Here is a 26014-nt window from a genome sequence, read left to right as displayed (position 1 = left end):
TCGCCCACCGCGCATCCGGCCAAGTTCGAGGCGGTGGTAGAGCCGTTGATCGGCGAAGCGGTGGCGGTACCGCCGGCACTGGAGATGCTGTTGCAGCGGCCGGCACACGCCGAACCGCTGGCCGCCGATTACGCGGCGCTGCGTGAGGTGTTGCTGCGTTGATCGGAGATGGATGCGGTTGCCGGCCAGTGTGCGCAGCCCATCCTCGTCAAGGATCTCCACCACGTTCAGGTGGGGCAGGGCGATCAGCCCCTGCTGGCGCAGCTTGGTGAAGGTGCGGCTGACCGTTTCCATGGTCAGGCCCAGGTGGTCGGCGATGTCACCACGCCCCATCGGCAGCGACACGCGCAGTCCGTTGCCGCCAAGCCGGGCTTCGCGAGCGGCCAGGCGCAGCAGGAAGTCGGCCACCTTTTCCGCCGGCTGCAGGCGGGCCAGCGCCAGGGCGGCGTCCTGCGCTGCATCCAGTTCCTGGCAGGCGCGTTGCAGCAGCTTGCGTTCCAGGTGCGGGAAACGGCTGCGCAACACTTTCATCTGCGGCAGCGCGACGCGGCACACGCGGCTGTCGGCGATGGCTTCGATATCGTAGCGATGGTGGTCGCTGCCGCTCAGGCCAAGATAATCGCCTGGCAACACGAATCCACTGATCTGGCGGCGGCCATCGGCCAGGGTGCGCACCAGGCGCAGCGCACCGGCGGTCAATGTATAGACATGCTGGCGCTCTTCGCCGGCGCGGGCCAGCGTGCTGCCCAGGGTGACCTGCTGCGAATGGGTAACCTGTTCCAGCGCCTGCACTTCGTCAGGCGACAGCGCCGAGCACACCGCAAGGTGGCGGACCGAGCAATGCAGGCAGTCCAGCGCGGTGCAGGACGCCGAGGCGGGATCGGGGGTGGCGGGCGGAGCGCCGGAAGGCCGGGACATGTTGCGGGGGCGTATCGCGGGCGGGGAGGCCTTTATGATACTTCATGCGGCCTTGCGGCCCCCTATCGGCGGCTGAGCGCTGCGGGGCGCTAGAATGTCGCCCCCTCCCACGTCCCGTTCCAGCAGGAGTTCCCCCGTGATCAAGCCCCGTACCCCGCCCGGCACCCTTGAACTGCTGCCGCGCGAGCAGATTGCGTTCCAGCGAATGCTGGACGTCATCCGCCGCAACTACGAGCGCTTCGGGTTCCTGCCGGTGGAGACGCCGGTGTTCGAGCTGTCCGACGTGCTGCTGACCAAGTCCGGCGGTGAAACCGAACGCCAGGTGTATTTCGTGCAGTCCACCGGCGCGCTGGCCAATGCCGCCGAATCCGGAGATCGTTCGCTGCCGGAAATGGCGCTGCGCTTCGACCTGACTGTGCCGCTGGCACGCTACGTGGCCGAGCACGAGCACGAACTTACCTTCCCGTTCCGCCGTTACCAGATGCAGCGCGTGTACCGTGGCGAGCGTGCCCAGCGCGGCCGTTTCCGCGAGTTCTACCAGTGCGACATCGACGTGATCGGCAAGGACAGCCTGAGCGTGCGTTACGACGCCGAAGTGCTGGCGGTCATCCACGCGGTGTTCTCGGAACTGCGCATCGGTGACTTCAGCATCCAGTTGAACAACCGCAAGCTGATGCGCGGCTTCTTCGAGAGCCTGGGCGTGGCCGAAGGCGAGCGCCAGCTCGCGGTGCTGCGTGAAGTGGACAAGCTGGACAAGCGTGGCGCCGATTACGTGCGCGAGACGCTGGTGGGCGAGGGGTTCAACATCCCGGCCGAACAGGTCGAGAAGATCCTGGCCTTCGTCGCCGTGCGTTCGCAGGGCCATGCCGATGCGCTGGCGCAGCTGGCCACGCTGGAAGCCGACGCCGGTTCTTCGGAGATCCTGCGTACCGGCGTGGCCGAACTGCGCGAAGTGCTGCAGCTGGTGCAGGCGCTGGGCGTGCCGGAAACCGCGTACTGCCTGAACTTCTCCATTGCGCGCGGCCTGGACTACTACACCGGCACCGTGTACGAGACCACGCTTACCGACCATCCGCAGATCGGCTCGATCTGCTCGGGCGGCCGCTACGAGGACCTGGCCAGCCACTACAGCAAGTCCAGACTGCCGGGCGTGGGCATCTCCATCGGTCTGTCGCGCCTGTTCTGGCAGCTGCGCGAAGCCGGCCTGATCGACGGCATCGAGGCCAGCAGCGTGCAGGCACTGGTGGCGCTGATGGACGAGCAGGGCATGCCGCAGTCGCTGGACATCGCGCGCCGCCTGCGCGCCGGTGGGATCAACACCGAAGTGCAGATGGAGCCGAAGAAGATCGGCAAGCAGTTCCAGTACGCGGCCAAGGCCGGCATCCGCTTCGTGGTGCTGGCCGGTGAAGACGAGCTGGCGCGTGGCGTGGTGGCGGTGAAGGATCTGGTGCGCGAGCAGCAGTTCGAAGTCTCCCGCGACGAACTGGCCAGTACCCTGCAGGTGGAGCTGGAACAGTCCAGGGCGATGGCGTGACACGGGCCGCCGCAGGGGCGCTGAGCGTGCTCCTGCTGGCGGGCTGCCAGAGCGACCCGGCGCTGCACAGTGCACGGATCGGCCCGGCACAGTACCGGCTGCAGGTTGACCGCTGCCACGTGATCGACCGCGCGCAGCTGGAGGGTGACCTGCGGGCCCTGGCCTTGCGCACGTGCGCGGCGGGCGCAGGCGCGCTGGAGAACATCCAGTCCCTGCCGAGCCGGCAGGGCAGCGTGTTCGGTGAATGCCTGCGCCGAGGGGCGCTGCAGGCCGAGGTGCGCTGTAGGCCTTGAGTCGGCCAGGTTGTTGATTTGAAAGCAGAACGCCCGCCCTTCGGTGGGCGTTCTGCGTTTCTGGAATCCGGTCCAGGGGTCAGATCCGTTTTCCTTTGGAAAAAGGATCTGACCCCCATGAGGCTCCGATTTGACGCACTGCGCAAGAATGCGCTAACGTACTAACGCGCTATTACATTGATGCATGAAGACCGCCCCGTGAAAGCCCGTCCCGACATTGCCGCCAAAGACCCGAAGGCCGACCTGGAAGCCCTGGCCCGGGCCTTTGCCGCCCTGCGCGAGCCTGAGCAGGTGGAGGCCTTCCTTCGCGACCTGTGCACCCCGGCCGAGCTGGAAGCCATGGCCGACCGCTGGAAGGTGGTGCCGCTGCTGCAGCAGGGTGTGCCGTACCGCGAAATCCACGAGCGCACGGGGGTCAGCGTGACCACCACCGGACGGGTGGCACGCACGCTCGAGCATGGCCATCGAGGCTATGCCGCTGCCATCGACCGCCTTGCTTCGCGCTGATCCGCGCCCCGTTCCGAACTTCGAGACCTCCCCCATGAGTGCAACCCAGGCAGCGCCGGCACGAGACCGGCTGCGCATCGCCATCCAGAAGAGTGGCCGTCTGGCCGAGCCCGCCCGCAACCTGCTCAGCGCCTGTGGCCTGAGCTGGCGTGAGAGCCGCGACAAGCTGTTCTGCTACGGCGAGTCGCTGCCGGTGGACCTGTTGCTGGTGCGCGACGACGACATCCCCGGCCTGATCGCCGACGGCGTGTGCGACCTCGGTATCGTGGGCCGCAATGAGCTGGACGAGCAGGCCGCAGCACGCCGCCAGATCGGCCTGCCCGATGCCTACCAGGCACTGCGTGGGCTGGGCTTCGGCCAGTGCCGGCTGATGCTGGCGGTGCCCGAGGAATGGCAGTGGCAGGGACCGGCGCAGCTGGCCGGTACCCGCATTGCCACAAGCTACCCGGCCATCCTCAAGCAATGGCTGGCCGAGCAGGGCGTGGACGCACAGGTGGTCGAGCTGTCCGGGTCGGTGGAAATCGCCCCGCGCCTGGGCACCGCCGACCTGATCTGCGATCTGGTCTCCAGCGGCGCCACGCTGCGCGCCAACCAGTTGACCCCGGTGCACAACCTGCTCGACAGCGAGGCGGTGCTGGCCGGCGCGGTACGCGTGCCGGACGATGCGCGTGCCTCGCTGCGCGCGATGCTGCTGCGCCGCCTCGATGGCGTGGTGCAGCGCCAGGACCGCAAGCTGCTGATGTTCCGCGCCAGCGAGGATCGCGTCGACGCGCTGTCGCAGTTGCTGGCCGATGCCGAGCCGCTGGTGCGGCTGCCGGCCGATGGCGGCGCGCTGCGCCTGCAGACCATGTGCCCCGGGCCGCTGAGCTGGCAGCGCATGGAAGAACTCGAGCGCGCTGGTGCGCAGGGCCTGATGGTGTTGAGCGTGGAGCGGTCGCTGGCATGAACCGTCTGATCTGGTCCCGACTTGATGAGGCCGCGCGCAGCGCGGCACTGACCCGCCCGGTGCAGACCGTGGCGCAGCAGACCCGCGACGCGGTGGCCGCGCTGATCGCGCAGGTGCGCGCGCAGGGCGACGACGCACTGCGTGCGATCACCGCGCGTTTCGACGGTGTCGAGCTGTCGTCCTTTGAGGTGCCCGAGGCCGAGTTCGCTGCGGCCGAAGCGGCGGTGCCGGCCGAGCTGCGCCAGGCGATGGTGGAAGCCGCCGATCGCATCACACGCTTCCACCAGGCTGGCATGGGCCAGGGCTACGCAGTGGAAACCGCGCCGGGCGTGGTCTGCGAACGCATGCTGCGGCCGATCGGCCGGGTCGGTCTGTACGTGCCGGCGGGCAGTGCGCCGCTGCCGTCCACTGCGCTGATGCTGGGCGTGCCGGCACAGTTGGCCGGTTGCCCGCAGGTGGTGCTGTGCACGCCACCGCGCGCCGATGGCAGCGCCGATCCGGCGGTGCTGGTGGCCGCGCGGCTGACCGGCGTGCAACGCGTGTTCAAGCTGGGTGGCGCGCAGGCCATTGCCGCGATGGCTTACGGCACGGCCAGCATTCCTGCCTGTGACAAGCTGTTCGGGCCGGGCAACAGCTTCGTGACCGAAGCCAAGCAGCAGGTGGCACAGGATGGCGCGGCCGCCATCGACATGCCGGCCGGTCCTTCGGAAGTGCTGGTGATTGCCGATGCGGGCGCCAATCCGGCGTTCGTCGCGGCCGACCTGCTGTCGCAGGCCGAGCACGGCCCGGATTCGCAGGTGCTGCTGCTGACCGACGATGCCGCGATGGTGGCGGCGGTCGAGGCCGAAGTCGAGCGCCAGGTTGCCCTGCTGCCGCGGCAGCAGATCGCACGCCAGGCATTGTCGGCCTCGCGCCTGATCCAGGTCGATTCGCTGGCCGAGGCGTTCGCGATCAGCAACCGCTATGCGCCCGAGCACCTGATCCTGGCCCTGCGTGATCCGCGCGTGTGGCTGGACAAGGTGCAGGCGGCCGGCTCGGTGTTCCTTGGCGATTACACGCCAGAAGCGCTGGGCGACTATTGCAGCGGCACCAACCACGTGCTGCCGACCGCCGGTGCCGCGCGTGCCTACAGCGGTGTCAGCGTGGCCAGTTTCCAGAACCTGATCAGCGTGCAGAGCGCCAGCGCCGCCGGCCTGGCAGCGATTGGCGGCTGCGCGCGCGTCATTGCCAGCGCCGAAGGCCTGGATGCCCATGAACGTGCGGTCGCAGTGCGCATGGAGGTCGCAGCATGAGCGCGGCTGTCGATGATGTGCTGGCACTGGTGCGTCCGGATCTGCAGGCGTTCGCCGGCTACAGCTCGGCGCGCAGTGCGGCGGTGCAGGGCGAGGTCTGGTTGAACGCCAATGAGTCGGCCTGGGCCAATCCCGCTGATGCCGCAGGCAGCAGTCGGCGCTACCCCGAACCGCAGCCGTTGGCATTGCGCGAGGGCCTGGCAGCGCTGTATGGGGTGACGCCGCAGCAGCTGCTGGTCGGTCGTGGCAGCGATGAGGCGATCGACCTGCTGGTGCGCGCGCTGTGCGTTCCGGGCCGCGATGGCGTGCTGGTCACGCCGCCGGTGTTCGGCATGTACGCGGTCTGCGCGCGTCTGCAAGGCGCCGCACTGATTGAAGTGCCTCTCGTGGACAGCGGGGATGGCCTGCGCACCGATCTGGATGCAGTGATCGACACGGCCAGGACACGCAACGCCACGCTGGTGTTCCTGTGCGCTCCGTCGAACCCGGCCGGCAGTGACATCGGCCTGGACGAGATCGAACGTGTCGCAGTTGCGTTGCGCGGACAGGCATTGGTCGTGGTGGACGAGGCGTATGTGGAATACGCGCAGCGCCCGTCGGCGACCACGTTGCTGGCCGCGCACGCCAACGTGGCGGTGCTGCGCACGCTGTCGAAGGCCCATGCACTCGCCGCCGCACGCATTGGCAGCCTGATCGCCACCCCCGAGCTGATTGCCGTGCTGCGCCGCTGCCAGGCGCCGTACCCGGTGCCGACCCCGTGCGCCGAACTGGCCGTGCAGGCACTGCAACCCGACGCGCTGGCGCGCACCGCCGAACGCGTGGCCACGGTGATCGCCGAGCGCGAGCGCCTGCGTGCTGCGCTGGCCGGCCTGCCCGGCGTGCGCCGGGTGTACGCCTCGGCCGGCAATTACCTGCTGGTCCGCTTCGCCGACGCCCAGGCCGCATTCGATACGCTGCTGGCGGCGGGCGTGGTGGTGCGCGACCAGCGTGCGGCGCCACAACTGGGGGATGCGCTGCGCATCAGCATCGGCAGCCCCGAAGAGAATGACCGCGTGCTTGCGGCCCTGTCGGCGCGGAGGGCCGCAGCATGACCCCGATCCTGTTCATCGACCGCGACGGCACCCTCATCGAAGAGCCGTCCGATTTCCAGATCGACGCCTATGAGAAGCTGCGCTTCGTGCCGCAGGTGATCCCGGCGTTGCTGAAACTGCGCGACGCTGGCTACCAGTTCGTGATCGTCACCAACCAGGACGGCCTCGGCAGCGACAGCTACCCGCGCGCCAGCTTCGACGGCCCCAACGACCTGATGCTGCAGATCTTCGAGAGCCAGGGCATCACCTTCCGTGACGTGCTGATCGACTGCAGCTGGCCACAGGACAACGCGCCCACCCGCAAGCCGGGCATCGGCCTGATGACGGCCTATCTGCAGGATCGCAGCATCGACTGGGCGCGCTCGGGCATGGTCGGCGACCGCATCACCGACCTGCAGTTCGCCGACAACCTCAACATCCGGGGCTTCCAGTTGCGCACCGAGCAGTTCGGTGGCGAGTGGGACTGGCCGGGCATCGCCCACGCGCTGGCCGACGCGCCGCGTACCGCCGTGGTCCAGCGCAACACGAAAGAAACGAAGATCCGCGTTGAGCTGGATCTGGATCGCGCCGGCGATGCACGCATCTCCACCGGCCTGCCGTTCTTCGACCACATGCTGGAACAGATCGGCAAGCACGGTGGTTTCGCGCTGGACATCCAGGCCGAGGGCGACCTGCACATCGACGAGCACCACACCATTGAAGACACCGGGCTGGCGCTGGGCCAAGCGCTGCGCGAGGCGCTGGGCGACAAGCGCGGGATTGGCCGCTACGGCTTCACCCTGCCGATGGACGAGACGCTGGCCAGCGCCGCGCTGGACTTCAGCGGTCGCCCGTACTTCGTGTTCGAGGGCGAGTTCAAGCGCGAGCGTGTGGGCGATATGCCGACCGAGCTGGTGCCGCACTTCTTCCGTTCGCTGTGCGATGCCAGCGGCCTGAACCTCAATCTGCAGGTGCGCGGCGACAATGACCACCACAAGGTGGAGGCCTGCTTCAAGGCGTTGGCGCGCGCACTGCGTCCGGCGCTGGCCCGGCAGGGTACGGCACTGCCGAGCACCAAGGGCGCGCTATGAGCGACGTCGCGCTGATTGATGCCGGCGGTGCCAACCTGGGCTCAGTGCGCTACGCATTGGAGCGCCTGGGCGCGACGGTGCGGCTGGTGCGCGATGCGGATGGTCTGATCGGTGCGCAGCGGGTGATCCTGCCCGGCGTCGGCGCCGCCGGTCCCGGCATGCAGCGCCTGCATGCGCAAGGCCTGGTGGAACCGCTGCAGCGACTGGAGGTGCCGCTGATGGGCATCTGCCTCGGCATGCAGCTGCTGTTCGAACGCTCCGAGGAAGCGGGTGTGGAGACACTGGGCCTGATTCCCGGCGTGGTGCGCAAGCTGGTGCCGGCCTGCGGTATCCGCGTGCCGCACATGGGCTGGAACCGCCTGCTGCCGCTGCGCGAGTCACTGCTGCTGCGCGGCGTGCCGGACCGGGCCAGCGCCTACTTCGTGCACAGCTATGCGGCCCCCCTTAACAGCCACACCGTTGCCGCCTGCGATCACGGCGGCCTGTTCACTGCCGTGGTGGAGCAGGGTCGCTATTACGGCGCACAGTTCCATCCCGAGCGCTCCGGCGAGACCGGCTCGCTGATGCTGCGCAATTTCCTCGAGGGCACTGCTGCATGAGTTTCATCGTCTACCCCGCGCTGGATATCCGCGATGGCCGTGTGGTGCGGCTGCGGCAGGGCGACTACGCACAGGAAACCACCTATGGCGACGATCCGTTGCCGCGCGCGCAGGCGTTCGCCGCACGGGGCGCGCAGTGGATGCACCTGGTCGACCTGGATGCCGCCCGCGCCGGTGGCTACACATTGGCGCCGCTGCTGGCGGCGATCCGCGCGCACACGCCGCTGCAGGTGCAGACCGGCGGTGGCGTGCGCGGCCGCGATGATGTGGCGCGCATCCTCGATGCCGGCGCCCACCGCGTGGTGGTCGGCTCGCTGGCGGTGCGCCGCCCCGACGAGGTGGTCGGCTGGCTGCAGGAGTTCGGCGCCGAGCGCATCACCATCGCACTGGACGCCCGCCAGGATGCGCAGGGGCAATGGCAGCTGCCGGTGCACGGCTGGACCGAGAACGCCGGGGTGACCCTGGATGACCTGGCCCAGCGTTATGCGCGTGCCGGCATGCGTCATCTGCTGTGCACTGACATCGCCCGCGACGGCATGCTGGCCGGGCCCAACATCGGCCTCTATCGTCATCTGTCCGCGTTGTTGCCAGGCGTGGCGGTGCAGGCCTCCGGTGGCATCCGTGACGTGGCCGATGTGGCCGAGGCGCGTGCTGCCGGCTGCGGCGGTGCGATTCTCGGCAAGGCGCTGCTTGAGCAGCGCATGGACCTGGGCGAGGCGCTGGCATGTTGAGCCGCCGCATCATTCCCTGCCTGGACGTGCGCGACGGCCGCGTGGTCAAGGGCGTGCGCTTCCGCGACCACGTCGACATGGGTGACATCGCCGAGTTGGCGCAGCGCTATCGCGACCAGGGCGCGGACGAGCTGGTGTTCTATGACATCGGCGCCAGCCCGGAGGCGCGTTCGGTGGACGTTGCCTGGATCGAGCGCATCGCGCGCCTGATCGACATCCCGTTCTGCGTGGCCGGCGGCATCGGCAGCGTGGAAACCGCGCGCCGCGTGCTGTTTGCCGGTGCCGACAAGGTGTCGATCAATTCGCCGGCGCTGGGCCGGCCGGAGCTGATCACCGAACTGGCCGATGAGTTCGGCGTGCAGTGCGTGGTGGTCGGCGTCGATTCGGTACGCGAGGCCGATGGGCAATGGCGGGTGCGCCGTTTCAGCGGCGATCCGGACAAGACCCAGGCGGTGCCGCTGCGCACCCTGGACTGGATCGTCGAGGCACAACGGCGTGGCGCCGGTGAGATCGTGCTGAACTGCATGGACAGCGATGGCGTGCGCCGTGGCTACGATGTCGTGCAGCTGCAACAGGCGCGGGCGCTGTGCCAGGTACCGCTGATCGCCTCCGGCGGTGCCGGTGCGATGGAGCACTTCGCCGACGCCTTCGACCAGGCTGACGTCGACGGCGCGCTGGCGGCCAGCGTGTTCCACAGCGGCGCCATCGCCATTCCGGAATTGAAGCGCTACCTGCGCGTACAGCAGATCGAGGTGCGGGATGTCTATTGAAATCAGGCCGTCATGGGATGCGCTTCAGGCGCTCGACTGGGGCAAGGGCGACGGCCTGCTGCCGGCGGTGGTGCAGGATGCCGATACGCTGCAGGTGCTGATGCTGGGCTATGTCAGCACCGAGTCGCTGGCGGCCACCCTGGCGATCGGCCACATGACCTTCTTCAGCCGCAGCAAGCAACGGCTGTGGACCAAGGGCGAGCAGTCCGGCAACGTACTGGCGGTGCAGTCGATCAGTGTCGACTGCGACGCCGACACGTTGCTGGTGATGGCACGCCCGGCCGGGCCAACCTGCCACACTGGCGCCGAGAGCTGTTTCGATGGCGCACCGAAGGATTTCCTCGGTGGGTTGAACCAGCTGGTGGCGATGCGCGAGGCACAGCGCCCACCCGGCAGCTACACCACCTCGTTGTTCGAAGGCGGGATCCGCCGCATCGCGCAGAAGGTGGGCGAGGAGGGCGTGGAGACCGCGCTGGCGGCGGTGGCGCAGGATGACGAGGCGCTGCTCGGCGAGGCCTCGGACCTGCTGTACCACCTGCTGGTGCTGCTGCGCGCGCGAGGGCTGTCGCTGGAGGATGCGCGGGCGGTGCTGGAGAAACGCCATCGTTGAGGTGCGGTAATCCCGGCCAGCGGCGGGCACTACCTGCCGGAAATGCAGCCGAGCATGGCTCGGCACTACAATACCGCGTCTCTTTTTGCCGGATGTCTCCCATGAAACTGCCTGCCGCCTGGTTGTGCTGCCTGTTGCTGACCTCGCCGGCCTGGGCCGCGGACACCGTGGTCACCGGCAAGGTCTATCTGGAGCGCGATGGCCGGCCGGGGCGCGGCGCGACCGATCCGGGCCTGGCCGGGGTACAGGTGTCCAACGGCGAGGCCATCGTCAAGACCGCCGCCGATGGCAGCTACAGCTTGCCGGTTCGCGACGGACAGACCGTGTTCGTGATCAAGCCCGATGCGTATTCCTTCCCGAAAGCGGCCGATGGCCTGCCCTCGTTCTGGCGCCACTACCGCCCGAACGGCTCGCCGGCGCTGAAGTACGGTGGCATCGCCGCCACCGGCGATGTCACCCGCAACTGGGATTTCGCCCTGCAGTCGGATCGCCATGACAGCCGCCTTGGTTTCCAGATGCTGGTATTCACCGATTCGCAGACCGCCAGCCTGAAGGACATCGGCTACTACCAGCAGTCGATCGTGGCGCCGCTGGTCGGGCAGACCAAGGCGCGCATGGGTACCACCCTGGGTGACATCGTCAACGACGACCTGACGCTCTATCCGGCGATCAACAAGGTCACCACGACGCTTGGCGTGCCCTGGTTCCATGTGCCGGGCAACCACGACCTCGATTTCGATGCGGCCAGCGACGCGCATTCGCTGGACAGCTGGCGCAACATCTATGGCCCGGACACCTACGCGGTGGAAGAGGGCGGTGCCAGCTTCGTGTTCCTCGATGACGTGGTGTATGACCCGAAGGCCAGGCCGAAATACGTCGGTGGCCTGCGCGAAGACCAGTTCGCGTTCCTTGCCGGCTACCTGAAGGGCCTGCACAAGGACCGCCTGCTGGTGCTGGGCATGCACATCCCGCTGTTCGACGCGGCACCGGGGCGCGAGACCTTCCGTCATGCCGACCGCCAGCGCCTGTTCGATCTGCTCAAGGACTTCCGCAACGTGCTGGTGCTCAGCGGCCACAGCCACACCCAGCAGCACGTCTACCACGGCAAGGCCGATGGCTGGAACGGCGACAAGCCGCTGCACGAGTACAACGTGGGTGCCAACTGCGGTGCGTTCTGGTCGGGCGTGAAGAATGCCGCTGGCGTGCCGGACAGCACCATGAGCGACGGCACGCCGAAGGGCTATGCATTGCTCGACGTGGCCGGCAACGGCAGCTATCGCCTGCAGTACCGCGTGGCCGGCAGGCCGGCCAGCGAGCAGATCGGCCTGCACGCGCCGAAGGTGCTGCGCCAGGGGGCCTATCCGGCGTGGGGTGTCTACGCCAACGTCTACATGGGCGAGGATCGGAGTGTGGTCGAGTACCGCGTCGATGGCGGCGCCTGGCAGCCGATGAAGCAGGTCAGCCAGCCCGATCCGCGCCTGATGGTGGAGAACGTGGCCGATGATCTGGCCGGCACGTTGCGCGGCTATGACCGCTCGCCGGAGGCCACCGCATCGCCGCACCTGTGGCGTGGTGCGCTGCCGACCGATCTGGCCGTGGGTAGCCACAAGGTCGAGGTCCGCTCGACCCAGCCCGATGGGGCGGTGTTCACGGCCACCACCAGCTACAGCCTGCAGACGGCCCAGCCCTGAGCCCGACGCTTCAGATCCACGATTCCCATCACGAAAGGACGCAGCATGGATATCCGTTTCATGGCCGGCACCACGCCGGTCACTCTCAGCCGCCACTGGTTCACCGGCGCGATGCTGCTGCAGAGCGCCACCGAGAAGGTCTGGGTGCAGCATCCCTGGCACCCTGGCACGCATTTCTCGTTCTCGCTGGTACAGTCGTGGCTGCGCCACATCGCCGGCCACGAAGTGCTGGTCGAGCGCACCCGGCCGCTGCTGTTCGCCGGCTTCCGTCCGCAGCGCCTGCGCGTGCTGGTGGACGGCGTACAGGTGGCCGAACAGGAAGGCATGTAGGCCCACCTGAACCACCGGCGCGCTAGGCAAAGCCGCCCCGATGCCTGAGAATCGGGGCGATTCAATCGATCCAAGCAGGCCAGCGTGACCATCGCAGCAGCGTCTCCGGTTTCTTCCGACTCCGCCCGCGGCGGTCCTCCGCGCCGTCTGGTGGTCGCCGATGTCGGCGGCACCTTTGCCCGCCTCGCGCTGGCTGAAACCCAACCCGGTCAGGCGCCGCTGCTGGGCAGTCATCGCACCTACGGCTGCGCCGACCATCCCAGCCTGGCCGCGATCCTGGCCGACTTCACCGCAGGCCTCGGCCAGCCGGTGCAGACCGCAGTGGTCGCCATCGCTGGGCTGCTCGATGGCGACGTGCTGATCAATTCCAACCTGCCGTGGACGGTCTCGCTGTCGGCCACCCGTGCGCAGTCCGGGCTGCACGAGCTGCAGCTGATCAACGATTTCGAGGCGGTGGCGCTGGCCATCCCTTACCTGCAGCCGGACACGCTGGTGCCGCTCAATGGCGATGCCGACCCGGCGCAGGCGTTCCCGGCGCTGGTGCTGGGCGCCGGCACCGGCCTGGGCGCCGCGCTGCGCTTTGCCGACGGCGAGCGCCCGGTGCTGGCCAGCGAGATCGGCCATGCCGCGCTTGGCGCCGGCAATACGCTGGAACTGCAGGTGCTGGGCCGTCTGCTGCAGCGTTGGCCGCACGTGGACAACGAACGCGTGCTGTCCGGCAGCGGCCTGATGAACCTGTATCCGTGCCTGTGCGAACTGCGCGGCGTCACCCCGGTGTGGACCAGTACGGAGGCGCTGATCGGCGCCGCGCGTGGCGGTGAGGATGCACTGGCGGTGGAAACGTTGCAGGTCTTCTGTGCGTGGCTGGGCAGCCTGGCCGGCGACGCGGCAATCGCCGTCGGCGCGCGCTCGGTGTACCTGGCCGGGGGCATTTCCGCGCACGTGCAGGATTTCCTGGCCGATGGTCGATTCCGCGAGCGCTTCCTCAACAAGGGCGTGCTGACCGAGGTGCTGCGCCAGGTGCCGGTGTGGCGTGTAGAGCATGGCCAGCTGGGCGTGCTCGGCGCGGCGGTCTGGCATGCCGCGCGGCAGCCCGCGCACGACTGATCGCTGCGACCGGCATCGGGCCGGCCGCGCATTGCAGACTGGGAGGGGAAAATGGTGGATCGCAGGCAGTTCCTTCAGGCCGGCGCACTGGCCGCAGGCATCGCAGCATTACCGGGCGTGCAGGCGCGCAGCCAAGGCAGGGCGAAGGTCGTTTCAACCTGGGATTTCGGCGTGCCGGCCAACCAGGCCGCATGGAAGGTGCTGGCCGGCGGCGGCAGCGCGCTGGATGCGGTCGAAGCCGGCGCACGCTGGGCCGAGAGCGAACTGTGCAATCCCACCGTCGGCCATTGCGGCAACCCCGATCGCGACGGCGTGCTGAGCCTGGACGCCAGCATCATGGACGGCGATGGCCGCTGTGGTGCGGTGGCCGCGCTGGTCGACATCCTGCATCCGGTGTCGGTGGCGCGCAAAGTGATGGAGAACAGCCCGCATGTGCTGCTGGTGGGCGAGGGTGCGCAGCAGTTCGCCATGCAGCAGGGCTTCGAGCGCCAGCATCTGCTGACGCCGCAGGCCGAAGCCGCCTGGCGCGAATGGCTGAAGACCGAGAAGTACCAGCCACAGATCAACGCCGAGCGCCGGGGCATGCCCGGTAACAGCGACAACCACGACACCATCGGCATGCTCGCGCTGGATGCCCGCGGCAACCTTGCCGGTGCCTGCACCACCAGCGGCATGGCCTGGAAACTGCACGGACGCGTGGGCGACAGCCCGATCATCGGTGCCGGCCTGTATGTCGACAACGAGGTCGGCGCGGCTACGGCCTCGGGCGTGGGCGAGGAGATGATCCGCAACGCCGCCTCGTTCCTGGTGGTCGAGCTGATGCGCCAGGGGCGCTCGCCGGCGCAGGCCTGCCGCGAGGCGATCGACCGCGTGGTGCGCAAGCGCCCGGAAGCGAGCAGAACGCTGCAGGTGTGTTTCCTGGCCATGAACAAGCGGGGCGAGGTCGGCGCCTATGCGCTGCACCGCGGCTTCGTCTATGCGGTGTGCGATGACCAGCGCCAGGACGACCTGCGCGACTCGCCGTCGATCTACACGAGCACCCAGGCGTGAGCACGCGGCTCACTCTGGAAATCGCCAGCAACTCGCTGGCCTCGGCGCTGGCCGCTCAGGCCGGTGGCGCCGACCGCATCGAGCTGTTCGGCAACCTGGCCGAGGGCGGCACCACGCCGTCGTTCGCCAGCGTCGCGATGGCCCGCGAGCGCCTGTCGATTCCGCTGTTCGTGCTGGTGCGGCCACGCCCGGGCGACTTCCACTACGACGCGCTGGAAACCGAACTGATGCTGCGTGACATCGCGCAGTGCCGCGCGCTCGGCTGCGATGGCGTGGTGATCGGTGCGCTGGATGTGCAGGGCGGCATCGACGTGGCGCTGTGCCGCGAACTGGTGCAGGCCGCCGGGCCGTTGCAGGTGACCTTCCATCGCGCCTTCGACGCCGCCCGCGATCTGCCGGCGGCACTGGAGCAGGTGATCGAACTGGGTTGCGAGCGCGTGCTGACCTCGGGCGGCCAGGTCAGTGCCGAAGCGGGCGCGGATGTGCTGGCGGGTCTGGTCACGCAGGCGGCGGGGCGCATCAGTGTGATGGCCGGCGCCGGGCTGGGCCCGGCCAATATCGCCGCCGTCGCGCGTCAGACGGGCTGTACCGAACTGCACGCGTCCGCAAAAGGCCTGCGCCGCTCGGCCATGCAGTTCCAGAACCCGGCCCTGCGCGGCCTGGACCCGGACTGGAGCCAGACCGCCAGCGCCACCGTGGCCGCCCTGCGGCAGGCGTTGGACGGCTGAGAGCTGCCCGGGGTCAGATCCCTTCGCAGAAGGGATCTGACCCCAACCGGATGCTCACGCGTTGCCGAAAAATGACGCTTCTGACGCGCGTGGATCGCCAGTCAGTCTGCCAAACAGCGGAACGTAGGGGCCTCCGTGTTTCCGGGTAGACGATCATGCCAGGATTATTGACAGTGGGGTCCAACTCCCCGTGGCAATGATCCTCCTTCCGCATGCCTCGATTGCTCCTGCTACTTCTCTGTTTGCTGCCCACCGCCGCAATAGCTGCAGAGGAGGGACAGCCCCCGACGCTCTTCTGGAAGGCGGCCGGACCCGAGGGCGGCGGCATCGACGCTGTGCTGGGCGGCGTGACGCTGGCACCCGCTGCTACAGGCGTGTTCGTCGACACACGGGTACATCGGATCGGGGAGAAGCGCTTTCGCGCGCTCTATCAGGTGTTCGATTCAAACGCTTCCAACCCGATGGGGCGCTGTGGCGCGGGGCGCGAGATCCATCTGTTCGTCTACGAATTGACCCTGCCGAAGCCCATTGAGCGCGGCAGGGTATTGATCAGCAGCTGCCTTTAGACCCTGTCTCTGGCGAGCCAGAACTCACGGCGACCCCACAGTGAATCCGACTTTTCCTCGGTCATCTGGCAGGGCGACGGGTTCACCATCGAATGGTGGGGTATCGGACCCGGAGGCGATGCGTCGAGCCGCTACGCCCTCCGAAATGGCCACTTCGTCCCGACTCGATCGGGTGAGGGGAATCGCTGAGGGCGGACAAAAACGTTCCGCGCGCGATTGTCGCGATCGTGTCACTACTTCGTGCGCCGCTCTCTCAGCGATGTTTCGCAACCCTTTGATTGTGCTGCATACCGGAAACCGTCAACGCCTTCCCGCCGGGTGTTGCTGCGTCGCCGCATGCCCGGCGTGGTTCAGCTGTGCTTTAGTTTGGATCGATCCACAGGGGGGCGCCGCGACGGTCTTGAACCGATCCAGGCGCCCGGATCAGCCGTAGTGCCGCGCCACCACCCGTCCGTGCGTCCACATCTTCGAAGAGCAACCACCCATGGCTCAGATCGTCCGCAAGCGTCGTCACCTGCTGTCCCAGGCCCTGGTCCTGGCCCTGCTTCCCCTGGCTGCCAATGCGCAGCAAGCCTCAAGCTCGTCTACCAAGGATCTCGACGCAGTCACCGTCACCGGCTCGCGCATCAAGCGCGCCAGCGTCGAGGGTCCGACGCCGGTCAACGTGATCACCGCCCAGCAGATCCAGAAAGAGGGCTTCGTCAGCGTGTATGACGCGTTGAAGACGCTCACCGAAGCGACCGGCACGGTCGAAGCCGCCTCGCAGTGGGGCTCGCACACGCCCAACGCCAGCGGCCTGAACCTGCGCGGCATGGGTCCGAACCGTTCGCTGCTGCTGGTCAACGGCCGCCGTGTGGCCGACTACCCGCTGCCGTATGGCGGTGAAACCAACTTCTCCAACTACGGCAACATTCCGGCCGCGGCGGTCGAGCGCATCGAAGTGCTGACTGGCGGTGCCTCGGCCATCTATGGCTCCGATGCGATCGCCGGCGTGGTCAACGTCATCCTCAAGACCAATTACGACGGCGACGAAGTGCGCGTGCGTGGCGGTACCTCCACCGAAGGCGGGCGTGATACCTGGGATCTGTCCTGGGCCGGTGGCAAGACCGGCGACAACTGGAGCGTGACCTACGCGCTGCAGTACACCAAGCGCGACCCGCTGTTCGGGCGTGATCGCCCGCAGATGGACGATGCCGACGATGCGCCGTACCCGTCCTGGAACATGGAACAACGCAAGGTCGGCTTCCGTCCCACCGCCGGCCTGGCGCTGATCGATCCGACCACGGGCCAGCGCCTGGCGCCGCCCACCGGCACCTGCGAAAAATTCGACGGCGAGTATTACACCGCCGATCGATTGGTCTACAACTACGCCGCCAACCGCATCACCAACACCGGCCGCCTGTGCGGCATGAGCGCCGACTACGCCAACTGGCTGCTTACCGGCGGCGCCGAGAACGTGTCCGGAAACCTGTACGCCACCTTCGATTTCAGCAATGACCTGCAGGCCTGGACCAACCTGGCGGTGTATCGCTCCGAAGCGATCTGGGGCACCAATCCGCCCGGCGTGTCGCTGATCGACGATGACAACGGCTATTACTGGGATGCCAACCGCAACCGGCCGATCCTGGGCGTGCGCCAGTTCACCCCGAACGAGGTCGGCGGCCTGGATACCCTGCGCAACACCAACCGCGAACTGTCCTGGGACTGGAGCGCGGGCCTGCGCGGGCGCTTGGCCGACCGCTTCGACTGGAGCGCCACGGTGGGGCGTTCGTACTACCGGGTGGAGGAGCGGCAGAACGTGGTCGACGAGCAGAAGTCGTATGACTACTTCCTTGGCCCGCGCCTGGGCACCACCGCCGATGGCGAGGCGATCTATGCGTTGAACGAATCGCGCTGGTGGAACCCGATCACGCCGGACCAGTACTGGCAGATGGGCACGGTGGCGAAGAACCGCGCGGCCTCATGGGTCAACCAGGCCTCGGCGGACATCACCGGCGAGCTGTTCCAGGGCTGGGCCGGCCCGATCTCGTTCGCGGCGGTGGCTGAAGTCGCGCAGCAGGGCTACCACCTCAGCCCCGACCCGCGCGCGGGCATCGACTTCGATCTGCAGAACGTCGATCGCGGTGGCGGCGAGCGCACCCGCTACTCGGCCGGCGTCGAGTTCAAGATTCCGCTGCTGGACAGCGTGACCGCCACCGCAGCCGCGCGCTATGACCGCTACGGCAACTACAAGGCCGACGACAGCAGCCAAGCGCTGAACATCGGCAGCCAGAAGGAAACCACCTGGAACGTTGGCCTGGAATGGCGGCCGGTCGAATCGCTGCTGGTGCGGGGGTCGTACGCCACCAGCTTCCACGCACCGGACATGCACTACCTGCTGGGCCAGCCGAGCAGTTCGGAGGTGCTGACCTACGATCGGCTGCGCTGCATCCAGAGCGGTGCCTACCTGGTCAACAACTGCGGCGTGGGCAACACCGATGTCTGGTACGCCTTTGACGTGAACCGTCGTGGCACACCGCTGCTGCGCTCGGAGACCGGCGATTCGTGGACGGTCGGCTTCGTCTGGGACGTGATGCCGAACCTGTCGGTCAGTGCCGACTACTGGGCAATCAAGCTGGAAGACATGATCGTCGACGTCGGCGCCGACGAGGTGCTGGCCAGCGAAGCGGGCTGCCTGACCGGCAAGAACATGGACGGTACGCCGTGGGCCAATCCGGCCGGTGGCGAGTATTGCGCCGGCATCCTGGCCCGTGTGAACCGCGACAGCAACGGGCGCCTGGTGTCGATCGAGCGCGGCCCGTTCAACCTGGCCAGCCGTGAAGTGCGTGGCATCGACCTGACCGCGCGCTATCGCCTGGACACCGCGCAATGGGGCAGCTTCCAGCTGGGCGTGAACTACACCAACCAGATCTCCACCAAGGAACAGCGTTACGCCAACGACCCGAACCCGGAACGCCGCGACCGCGACCTGCGCAGCAAGCTGCGCGCGAGCCTGGCCTGGCAGCGCGGCAACTGGAACGCCAACGTCTATGCCGACCGCGTGGGCTCGGTGCCGGGCGTGCGCTACCACTGGGGCACCGACCGCCTGGACAACCCCGGTGGCTGCCTGCCGTTCGCCGATGGCTATGTGCCCAGTGACAGCCCGTCGCTGAACTGCCTGGAGCCGGCGACGCGTCCGGATGGCTCACCCAATCCGAACCCGAACGCGGGCCAGCAGACCGCGCGCTACTTCGGCCGGGTCGGGCCGTTCATCACCTGGAATTTCAACGTGGGCTACCAGGTGACCGAGCACGCCAAGGTCAACGTGTACGTCAACAATGCGTTCAACTCGGCGAGCTGGAACCACAAGGATCCGTACAAGCTGGATTACGACTTCGCGCCGACCCGCCTGTTGAGTGCGGTGGGCCGCGAGTTCGCGCTGGAGTACGTGTTCACCTTCTGAGGGCTGCAGGGGCAGCGCCGGGCCCGGCCCGGCGCTGCCGTGCCTTGGCGGATCCACGCCATGCATGGATGAACCCTTCCATGACCCCCCGGTCGCTGGATTTGACCTTCCCACGATGGCAAGGTTTAGCCTGTGCGCCTCCAGAAGGAAGCCCGGGAATCCGATCATGAGTATGCCTCGCGCCACTGCCGCCCCTGCCACGATCAGCCTGCCCATCGAGGGCATGACCTGCGCCAGCTGTGTCGGCCGCGTCGAAGCGGCGCTCTCGAAGGTGGAAGGCGTGGCCAGCGTATCGGTGAACCTGGCCACCGAGCGTGCGGACATCCGCCCCTCCGGACCGGTCGATCGTGCAGCGTTGATCCAGGCCGTGGAGCGCGTGGGCTATGACGTACCGGCCGCCACCACCGAACTGGCCGTGGAAGGCATGACCTGCGCCTCCTGCGTGGGCCGTGTCGAGCGCGCGCTGCTGGCGGTGCCCGGCGTCAGCCAGGCCAGCGTGAACCTGGCTACCGAGCGTGCCACGGTGCGTGGCGTGGCCGATGCAGCTGCGCTGATCGCGGCCGTCGACAAGGCCGGTTATGACGCACGCGTGATCGAGGCCGGCGCGCCTGCTGAGGATGAAACTGCCGAAAGGAAGGACGCCGAGCGCGCCGAACTCAAGCGCGACCTGATCGTGGCCACCGCGCTGGCACTGCCGGTATTCGTGCTGGAAATGGGCTCGCATCTTGTCCCGGGCATGCACGAGTGGGTGATGGCCACCATCGGCATGCAGGCCAGCTGGTACCTGCAGTTCGTGCTGACCGCGCTGGTGCTGGCAATCCCGGGCCGCCGCTTCTACCTGAAGGGCTTCCCGGCACTGCTGCGGCTGGCACCGGACATGAATTCGCTGGTGGCGGTAGGCACCGCCGCAGCGTTCGGGTACTCGGTGGTGGCCACTTTCCTGCCGCGTCTGCTGCCACCGGGCACGGTGAACGTCTACTACGAAGCGGCAGCGGTGATCGTCGCCCTGATCCTGCTGGGGCGCTTCCTCGAGGCGCGGGCCAAGGGCCGGACGTCGGAGGCGATCAAGCGCCTGGTCAAGCTGCAGGCGAAGGTCGCGCATGTCATCCGTGACGGGCACGCGGTCGATATTCCGGTCGGCGAGGTGCGGGCGGGTGACGTGGTGGAGGTGCGCCCGGGCGAGCGCGTACCGGTGGATGGCGAGGTGATCGAAGGCCGCAGCTACATCGACGAATCGATGATCAGCGGTGAGCCGGTTCCGGTCGAGAAGCAGCCCGGCAGCAGCGCAGTGGGAGGCACGGTCAACCAGACCGGCGCACTGACAGTGCGCGCCACGGCGGTCGGTGCGCAGACCCTGCTTGCACAGATCATCCGCATGGTCGAACAGGCGCAGGGCTCGAAGCTGCCGATCCAGGCCGTGGTCGACAAGGTGACGCTGTGGTTCGTGCCGGCGGTGATGCTGGCTGCGCTGGCCACCTTCCTGGTCTGGTTGATGTTCGGTCCGTCGCCGGCGCTGAGCTTCGCGCTGGTCAATGCGGTGGCGGTGCTGATCATTGCCTGCCCGTGCGCGATGGGCCTTGCCACGCCGACGTCGATCATGGTCGGCACCGGCCGTGGCGCGGAAATGGGTGTGCTGTTCCGCAAGGGCGAGGCATTGCAGCTGCTGAAGGATGCGCAGGTGGTGGCGGTGGACAAGACCGGCACCCTGACCGAAGGCCGCCCACGCCTGACCGACCTGGAGATCGCCGACGGCTTTGATCGCCGCACGGTACTGGCAGCGGTGGCGGCAGTGGAGTCGCGCTCGGAGCATCCGATTGCCCGCGCGATTGTGGATGCCGCCACCGGGCAGGGCATCGCGCTGCCGGTGATGGTCGATTTCGAATCGGTCACCGGCATGGGCGTGCGTGCTAACGTTGATGGTGCGCGGGTGGAGGTCGGTGCCGATCGCTTCATGCGCGACCTGGGCGTGGATATCGCGCCCTTTGCTGCACGGGCCAGCCAGCTCGGCACGCAGGGCAAGTCGCCGCTGTATGCCGCCATCGACGGGCGCCTGGCGGCGATCATTGCGGTCTCCGATCCGATCAAGCCGAGCACGCCGGCAGCCATCGCGGCGCTGCACCAGCTGGGCCTGAAGGTGGCGATGATCACCGGTGACAATGCTGGCACCGCGCAGGCGATCGCGCGTCAGCTCGGCATCGATGAGGTGGTCGCCGAGGTACTGCCTGCGGGCAAGGTGGAGGCGATACGTCGGCTGAAGGCGGTGCATGGGCACGTTGCCTTCGTCGGCGATGGCATCAATGACGCACCGGCGCTGGCCGAGGCCGACGTTGGCCTGGCCATCGGTACCGGCACCGATATCGCGGTGGAATCGGCCGATGTGGTGCTGATGTCAGGCAACCTGCAGGGCGTCCCGAACGCCATCGCGCTGTCGAAGGCGACACTGGGCAACATCCGGCAGAACCTGTTCTGGGCCTTCGCCTACAACACCGCCTTGATTCCGGTGGCGGCGGGTGTGCTGTACCCGGTCTGGGGCGTGCTGCTGTCGCCGGTGTTCGCGGCCGGCGCGATGGCGCTGTCGAGTGTGTTCGTGCTGGGCAACGCGCTGCGCCTGCGCCGTTTCCAGCCGCCGCTGGCGGATGCGTCCGCCGCGACCCACTGAAGGAGAACCGCATGAACATCGGTGAAGCCGCCAAGGCGTCCAGCGTCTCTGCAAAGATGATCCGCTACTACGAACAGATCGGCCTGATTCCGGCCGCCGATAGAACCGAGTCGGGCTACCGGGCCTACTCGCAGGCGGACATCCACCGCCTGCGTTTCATCCGCCGCGCGCGCGATCTCGGCTTCCAGGTCGCCGAGATCACCGACCTGCTCGGGCTCTGGAACGACACCTCGCGGCACAGTGCCGACGTCAAGCGCCTGGCCGAGCAGCACATCGTCGACCTGGAACAACGCATCGAGCACATGCGGCAGATGGCCGACACGCTGAAATCGCTGATCGATTGCTGCGCCGGCGACGAGCGCCCGGAGTGCCCGATCCTGCAGCGGCTGGGTGAGGACGATGAGATGCCGGTACCGGTCGATACCGCGAAGACCGGTGCGGTGCGGCGGCGTACGCACAAGTATTGACTCGATATCGCATGCGTTAAAAAGCCCGCCCGGTGCAGCAGCGGGCGGGCCTTTCTGTGTGAGACGGGGGCAGGGGATCAGGCAGTGCGCGGTGGGAAGCCGGCATCGTTCACCGCGGCGAAGACGTCTTCCTGAGATGCGGTGGTCTGCACCTTGACCAGGCCGGTCGGCGGGTCGGCGACCACGCTGGCATTGGGATCGATCTGCTGGATCGCACGGGTCACGCTGCGCGCGCAGCCGCCGCAGGTCATGCCATCGACATGGAATTCCATCTGTAGCTCCTTCGGTGCTCTTGGGGTGGAGTCAGTGTGCACCTTGCAACGATGGCAGGGTCAAGCGCGGGGCTGAACGCCAGGCCATCGCCGGCAACGAATCATCCTTTCCAACAAAAACGGCAGCCACCTGTACCAGCGCGGCTGCCGTGGAGGAACGTCCCCGCCAGGGCGGGGCGTGGGTTGCACCGGGGCGCGCCCGGGCAACCCGGTGTTGCCTTAGAACTTCCAGGTGGCGCCGAAGTACAGCTGGCGGCCTGCATAGGTGTTGGAAATGAGGCGGGCCTTGCTGTCACTGCCCAGGTGCACGCGCTGTTCGGACTTGGTGGCGTTGATCACCGAGGCGGTCAGCGTCCAGTCCGGGGTCAGGTTGTAGGCAACGTTCAGATCCAGCTGATCGTAGGGTTCGGTGTAAACGGTGAGGCCGTTGTTGAGCCCGCCGACCACCTGGCCACGCCGGTTGAACGAAGCGCGTGCGAGGAACTTCTCGTTCTCGTAGAACACGGTCACGTTGGCCTGGTTCTTGGCGCTGCCGACCAGCGGCGAAGAGCCGATCTCCTGGCCATCCAGTACGATCGACGCCAGGTTGGTGTCGTTGTAGGTGTAGTTGGCCTGCACGCCCACGCCGAAATCGAAGGTGTACTGGCCGTACAGCTCCACGCCCTGGGAGACGCCATCACGGCCGTTGGCCTGGGTCTCGTAGCGTTGCACGGTCACCGCCTCGCCACCGATGACCATCGGCGTGTCGCGCACCACCGGCAGGGTGAAGTTGTCCACGTTCTTGCGGAACAGGCCCACGCCCGCAACGGCACCGGGCTGGAAGTACCACTCCAGGCCCAGGTCGAACTGGGTCGCCTTGAACGGCTCCAGCTGCTTGTTGCTGCCCTGGCCGACCCAGCCGGCAGTCGATGCGCCGCCCGCCACGCGGCGGTCGTTGACGTACTCCTGGCTGTAGTAGCTCAGGGCGCCGGGTGCGGCGATGTCGGTGTAGCCCGGACGGGCGATGACCTTGGACGCCGCGCCACGCAGGACCAGCGTATCGGTGATGTCCCAGGCGATGTTGAAGCTCGGCAGCACGTCGGTGTAGGTACGGTCCACGCCGATCAGGTCGTAGGTCTTGCTCTGCGCGAGGTCGTGCGGCAGGCGCACGAAGCCACTTTCGCAGCTGTAGGTCGGATAGGCTGCCGCGGCCGGATCGGTGCACGCCATCGGCGCGCCGGAGGCGTTGTCCAGGAAGTAGTCGTTGAACTTCTCGATCGAGTCGGAAGACTGGGCGAACTGCTTGGTACGCACCACGCGCACGCCGACGTTGCCGCGCAGGCGTTCGGTACGGAAGTTGGCCTGGAAGTAGCCGGAGTAGATCTTCTCGTTGACGTTGTAGACGAAATCTTCCTCGGTCCGGTTGTGCGAACCGCCGTAGGTCTGGTTCAGGTAATCGATGTAGGCCGGGTAGTTGATGCCCGGGAACACATTGGCGTTGAAACCGCCGGCGATGTTGCTGATCGGGTTGGACAGGAAGAAGCCCGGCTGCGCGTTGCCGGCGGTCGGGTCGCAGCCGCTCTGGTAGCGGCTGTTGTCATAGTCGGCAGGGTCGCGGCCCGGGCACACCCAGTAGGTATTGCCGGTATTGCGGTGGACCTTGCCATCACGGTACTTGGCGCCGAACTGGATCGAATCCAGCCAGCCGGACTCGAACAGCTTGGTCACATCGGCCTGGAAGTAGTTCTGCTTGACTTCGGTGCGCTTCCACGACGAATCGGTGGATCCGGTATCGACCTCGGCGATGCCGTTCATCAGCTGCTGCTGCAGGTCAGGCGAGAAGGTCGCAGATGGCGTGCCGGTCAGGTCCCAGGCGCTGTAAAGGTTGCCGGGCAGGTAGACGTTGCCGTCCTTGCGGCGCGGCTTGGCCGACATGCGGAAGTTCATCGACGGGCCACCTTCGGACCAGGTGCGGCCACCGGTGAACGACGCCTTCCACAGCGGACTGATGTCCCAGTCGATGCTCAGGTCGGCGGTCTGCGAAAGTGCCTTTTCCTTGCTGTAGCCACCGGTCAGCTGCGGGGTCGGAACGGTGCAGTCGTCCGGGCCCCAGCCGCCTGGCGCAAGACCGGCGGCCTTGGCCTCGTCCTCGCTGCAGTAGTAGGTCTTCCCGGCCAGCTTCTCGAACTGGCCACCGGTAACGATGCTGCCACTGGGATCGAAATCCAGGCCGTTGAGCAGGCGGCCGCCGGCCCAGTTGCCGTCGCCGTTGAAGCGGGCCATGCTCCATTCGGGAATCTTCAGCATGTTCTGGGTGTAATCACCCTGAAGCTCGAAGCGGAAGTAGTTCGCGGTCAGGGTCAGGTTGTCGACCGGCTTGAACTGGAAGGTCAGCTGGCCGCCCTTGCGCTCGCGCTTCTCTTCCTTCACCGCGAAGTTCACCGACGTCGGCATGAAGAAGTCGGTGTAGTTCTGGCCGGACTGGTTGTTGAAGCCGGAGCGGCCCCACCAGTAGTGGATGCCATCCTGCGCCTGCGTATTGCCGTAGGCATCACGCGCCTTGCCGGCACCATACCACTGGTAATCCTCGGTGCTGGCTTCCATGGTCCGGGTGGTGCGCTTCTGCTGGGTCACGCCCACCAGCACGCCGAAGCGCTCGTCCTGGCTATGCCACGAGTACAGCGCCGATGCCTGCGGATCGATATCGTGATGGGTGTCGGAGGAGGTGCCCTCGAGCGTGACGAAGCCGGAGTTGGATTCCATGTCCAGCGGACGGCGGGTGTGCAGGATGACCGTGCCGCCGATGCCGCCTTCGTCGATGCGTGCTTCCGGCGACTTGAACAGCTCGGCGCTGGACAGCATGTTCGACGGCAGCAGGGTGTAGTTGAACGAACGCGTGGCTTCGTCGTTGGTTTCCGACGTGGCCACGTAGTTGCCGTTCAACTGGGTCAGGGTCAGGTCCGGTGCGAGGCCGCGCACGCTGACGCTCTTGCCTTCACCACCGCTGCGGGTGATGACCACGCCGGGCACGCGCTGCAGCGCGTCGGCAACGTTCTTGTCGGGGAACTTGCCGACGTCCTCGGCGGTGATCACTTCGACCACGGCGTTGGCATCGCGCTTCTGCTCGAGGCTCTTCTCGATGGCGTAGCGGTAGCCGGTGACCTGGACGCTGTCCAGGGTGGTGGCATCCTGCGTGCCGGTGGACGCGGCCTGCTGCGCGGCGGCGCCTGCCGGAATGACGGCGGCAGCCAGGGCCAGCGCGATGGCCAGCGACAATGCGTCCTGGCCGTGCGTACGTGTTGAATGCTTCATTCCCATCTCTCCCTCTCTCATGGATTGATCCGGTGACGTGGCACGGACAA

Annotated in this window: 22 protein-coding genes and 2 pseudogenes; 21 read left to right on the top strand and 3 right to left on the bottom strand. The window is 67.4% G+C overall.

Annotated features, from left to right (window positions below; genetic code table 11):
* A pseudogene (locus tag ARC23_RS20785) lies at nt 1-162 on the top strand (threonine synthase); the annotation flags it as partial.
* Between the two features lie 15 nt (nt 163-177).
* Here ARC23_RS20785 and ARC23_RS09950 read toward each other — a convergent pair.
* Nucleotides 178-918 (bottom strand): annotated as a pseudogene (locus ARC23_RS09950) (Crp/Fnr family transcriptional regulator); the annotation flags it as partial.
* A gap of 136 nt (nt 919-1054) precedes the next feature.
* Between ARC23_RS09950 and hisS the strand changes: the two are divergent.
* The 20 genes from hisS to cueR all read left to right on the top strand — a co-directional run bounded on the left by hisS (nt 1055) and on the right by cueR (nt 22401).
* Nucleotides 1055-2452, top strand: coding sequence for a histidine--tRNA ligase (gene hisS, locus ARC23_RS09945; protein ID WP_057497084.1), 1398 nt, complete (start codon nt 1055-1057; stop codon nt 2450-2452).
* 26 nt (nt 2453-2478) lie between these two features.
* Complete coding sequence (locus tag ARC23_RS09940) at nt 2479-2745, top strand: hypothetical protein (RefSeq protein ID WP_238985227.1); 267 nt, start codon at nt 2479-2481, stop codon at nt 2743-2745.
* Between the two features lie 198 nt (nt 2746-2943).
* A complete protein-coding gene (locus ARC23_RS09935) occupies nt 2944-3252 on the top strand; it encodes a YerC/YecD family TrpR-related protein (protein WP_049438528.1) in 309 nt (102 codons plus the stop codon).
* Nucleotides 3253-3286: 34 nt separating this feature from the next.
* Entirely contained in the window at nt 3287-4198 is a 912-nt protein-coding gene (gene hisG / locus ARC23_RS09930; protein WP_057497081.1) for an ATP phosphoribosyltransferase, read from the top strand.
* Entirely contained in the window at nt 4195-5490 is a 1296-nt protein-coding gene (gene hisD / locus ARC23_RS09925; RefSeq protein WP_057497080.1) for a histidinol dehydrogenase, read from the top strand. Before hisG ends, hisD begins: the two co-directional genes overlap by 4 nt.
* On the top strand, nt 5487-6581 hold the full coding sequence (gene hisC, locus ARC23_RS09920; RefSeq protein WP_057497079.1) for a histidinol-phosphate transaminase: 1095 nt from the start codon (nt 5487-5489) through the stop codon (nt 6579-6581). The genes hisD and hisC overlap by 4 nt, the downstream gene beginning before the upstream one ends.
* Nucleotides 6578-7651 carry a bifunctional histidinol-phosphatase/imidazoleglycerol-phosphate dehydratase HisB gene (gene hisB, locus ARC23_RS09915; RefSeq protein WP_049436252.1) on the top strand — a complete coding sequence of 358 codons (1074 nt, stop codon included), beginning with the start codon at nt 6578-6580 and terminating at the stop codon, nt 7649-7651. The genes hisC and hisB overlap by 4 nt, the downstream gene beginning before the upstream one ends.
* A complete protein-coding gene (hisH, locus tag ARC23_RS09910) occupies nt 7648-8250 on the top strand; it encodes an imidazole glycerol phosphate synthase subunit HisH (protein WP_057497078.1) in 603 nt (200 codons plus the stop codon). Before hisB ends, hisH begins: the two co-directional genes overlap by 4 nt.
* Entirely contained in the window at nt 8247-8981 is a 735-nt protein-coding gene (gene hisA, locus ARC23_RS09905) for a 1-(5-phosphoribosyl)-5-[(5-phosphoribosylamino)methylideneamino]imidazole-4-carboxamide isomerase (RefSeq protein ID WP_057497077.1), read from the top strand. The genes hisH and hisA overlap by 4 nt, the downstream gene beginning before the upstream one ends.
* Entirely contained in the window at nt 8975-9751 is a 777-nt protein-coding gene (hisF, locus tag ARC23_RS09900) for an imidazole glycerol phosphate synthase subunit HisF (protein WP_057497076.1), read from the top strand. The genes hisA and hisF overlap by 7 nt, the downstream gene beginning before the upstream one ends.
* Nucleotides 9741-10361, top strand: coding sequence for a bifunctional phosphoribosyl-AMP cyclohydrolase/phosphoribosyl-ATP diphosphatase HisIE (hisIE, locus tag ARC23_RS09895; protein WP_057497075.1), 621 nt, complete (start codon nt 9741-9743; stop codon nt 10359-10361). The genes hisF and hisIE overlap by 11 nt, the downstream gene beginning before the upstream one ends.
* A gap of 101 nt (nt 10362-10462) precedes the next feature.
* Nucleotides 10463-12052: a calcineurin-like phosphoesterase C-terminal domain-containing protein gene (locus tag ARC23_RS09890; RefSeq protein WP_057497074.1), complete on the top strand. Its 1590-nt coding sequence runs from the start codon at nt 10463-10465 to the stop codon at nt 12050-12052.
* Nucleotides 12053-12097: 45 nt separating this feature from the next.
* Nucleotides 12098-12382, top strand: coding sequence for a hypothetical protein (locus ARC23_RS09885; protein WP_006436871.1), 285 nt, complete (start codon nt 12098-12100; stop codon nt 12380-12382).
* Between the two features lie 84 nt (nt 12383-12466).
* A complete protein-coding gene (locus ARC23_RS09880; protein ID WP_057497073.1) occupies nt 12467-13489 on the top strand; it encodes a glucokinase in 1023 nt (340 codons plus the stop codon).
* 51 nt (nt 13490-13540) lie between these two features.
* Nucleotides 13541-14539: a N(4)-(beta-N-acetylglucosaminyl)-L-asparaginase gene (locus ARC23_RS09875; protein WP_057497072.1), complete on the top strand. Its 999-nt coding sequence runs from the start codon at nt 13541-13543 to the stop codon at nt 14537-14539.
* A complete protein-coding gene (locus ARC23_RS09870) occupies nt 14536-15267 on the top strand; it encodes a copper homeostasis protein CutC (RefSeq protein WP_057497071.1) in 732 nt (243 codons plus the stop codon). Before ARC23_RS09875 ends, ARC23_RS09870 begins: the two co-directional genes overlap by 4 nt.
* A 212-nt stretch (nt 15268-15479) precedes the next feature.
* Complete coding sequence (locus ARC23_RS09865; protein ID WP_238985226.1) at nt 15480-15833, top strand: hypothetical protein; 354 nt, start codon at nt 15480-15482, stop codon at nt 15831-15833.
* Nucleotides 15834-16317: 484 nt separating this feature from the next.
* Complete coding sequence (locus ARC23_RS09860; RefSeq protein WP_057497070.1) at nt 16318-19275, top strand: TonB-dependent receptor plug domain-containing protein; 2958 nt, start codon at nt 16318-16320, stop codon at nt 19273-19275.
* A 166-nt stretch (nt 19276-19441) separates the two neighbouring features.
* A complete protein-coding gene (locus tag ARC23_RS09855; protein WP_057497069.1) occupies nt 19442-21934 on the top strand; it encodes a heavy metal translocating P-type ATPase in 2493 nt (830 codons plus the stop codon).
* An 11-nt stretch (nt 21935-21945) separates the two neighbouring features.
* Nucleotides 21946-22401 carry a Cu(I)-responsive transcriptional regulator gene (cueR, locus tag ARC23_RS09850; RefSeq protein ID WP_057497068.1) on the top strand — a complete coding sequence of 152 codons (456 nt, stop codon included), beginning with the start codon at nt 21946-21948 and terminating at the stop codon, nt 22399-22401.
* 77 nt (nt 22402-22478) lie between these two features.
* On the opposite strand, the gene ARC23_RS09845 is transcribed toward cueR, so the two are convergent.
* Both ARC23_RS09845 and ARC23_RS09840 read right to left on the bottom strand, forming a co-directional pair.
* The gene (locus ARC23_RS09845) at nt 22479-22673 is read right to left on the bottom strand and encodes a heavy-metal-associated domain-containing protein (protein ID WP_005409441.1); all 195 of its coding nucleotides are present in this window, start codon (nt 22671-22673) and stop codon (nt 22479-22481) included.
* A gap of 219 nt (nt 22674-22892) precedes the next feature.
* Nucleotides 22893-25970, bottom strand: a complete 3078-nt coding sequence (locus ARC23_RS09840) for a TonB-dependent receptor (protein WP_057497067.1) — start codon at nt 25968-25970, stop codon at nt 22893-22895.
* Nucleotides 25971-26014 lie beyond the last annotated feature (44 nt).

Source organism: Stenotrophomonas beteli, assembly GCF_001431665.1.
GTDB classification, from domain to species: Bacteria; Pseudomonadota; Gammaproteobacteria; order Xanthomonadales; family Xanthomonadaceae; genus Stenotrophomonas; species Stenotrophomonas beteli.
The sequence above is the reverse complement of the archived record's forward strand: the minus strand, read 5'-3'. Positions and strand labels throughout refer to the sequence as shown.

What these genes read in the sequence shown, in the direction of transcription:
- ARC23_RS09865 (WP_238985226.1), top strand. Translation starts at nt 15,480, where the DNA reads ATGCCTCGATTGCTCCTGCTACTTCTCTGTTTGCTGCCCACCGCCGCA.
- hisD (WP_057497080.1), top strand. Translation starts at nt 4,195, where the DNA reads ATGAACCGTCTGATCTGGTCCCGACTTGATGAGGCCGCGCGCAGCGCG.
- ARC23_RS09860 (WP_057497070.1), top strand. Translation starts at nt 16,318, where the DNA reads ATGGCTCAGATCGTCCGCAAGCGTCGTCACCTGCTGTCCCAGGCCCTG.
- ARC23_RS09890 (WP_057497074.1), top strand. Translation starts at nt 10,463, where the DNA reads ATGAAACTGCCTGCCGCCTGGTTGTGCTGCCTGTTGCTGACCTCGCCG.
- ARC23_RS09875 (WP_057497072.1), top strand. Translation starts at nt 13,541, where the DNA reads ATGGTGGATCGCAGGCAGTTCCTTCAGGCCGGCGCACTGGCCGCAGGC.
- hisC (WP_057497079.1), top strand. Translation starts at nt 5,487, where the DNA reads ATGAGCGCGGCTGTCGATGATGTGCTGGCACTGGTGCGTCCGGATCTG.
- hisH (WP_057497078.1), top strand. Translation starts at nt 7,648, where the DNA reads ATGAGCGACGTCGCGCTGATTGATGCCGGCGGTGCCAACCTGGGCTCA.
- hisF (WP_057497076.1), top strand. Translation starts at nt 8,975, where the DNA reads ATGTTGAGCCGCCGCATCATTCCCTGCCTGGACGTGCGCGACGGCCGC.
- hisG (WP_057497081.1), top strand. Translation starts at nt 3,287, where the DNA reads ATGAGTGCAACCCAGGCAGCGCCGGCACGAGACCGGCTGCGCATCGCC.
- ARC23_RS09840 (WP_057497067.1), bottom strand. Translation starts at nt 25,970, where the DNA reads ATGGGAATGAAGCATTCAACACGTACGCACGGCCAGGACGCATTGTCG.
- hisB (WP_049436252.1), top strand. Translation starts at nt 6,578, where the DNA reads ATGACCCCGATCCTGTTCATCGACCGCGACGGCACCCTCATCGAAGAG.
- hisIE (WP_057497075.1), top strand. Translation starts at nt 9,741, where the DNA reads ATGTCTATTGAAATCAGGCCGTCATGGGATGCGCTTCAGGCGCTCGAC.
- ARC23_RS09855 (WP_057497069.1), top strand. Translation starts at nt 19,442, where the DNA reads ATGAGTATGCCTCGCGCCACTGCCGCCCCTGCCACGATCAGCCTGCCC.
- ARC23_RS09885 (WP_006436871.1), top strand. Translation starts at nt 12,098, where the DNA reads ATGGATATCCGTTTCATGGCCGGCACCACGCCGGTCACTCTCAGCCGC.
- cueR (WP_057497068.1), top strand. Translation starts at nt 21,946, where the DNA reads ATGAACATCGGTGAAGCCGCCAAGGCGTCCAGCGTCTCTGCAAAGATG.
- ARC23_RS09845 (WP_005409441.1), bottom strand. Translation starts at nt 22,673, where the DNA reads ATGGAATTCCATGTCGATGGCATGACCTGCGGCGGCTGCGCGCGCAGC.
- hisA (WP_057497077.1), top strand. Translation starts at nt 8,247, where the DNA reads ATGAGTTTCATCGTCTACCCCGCGCTGGATATCCGCGATGGCCGTGTG.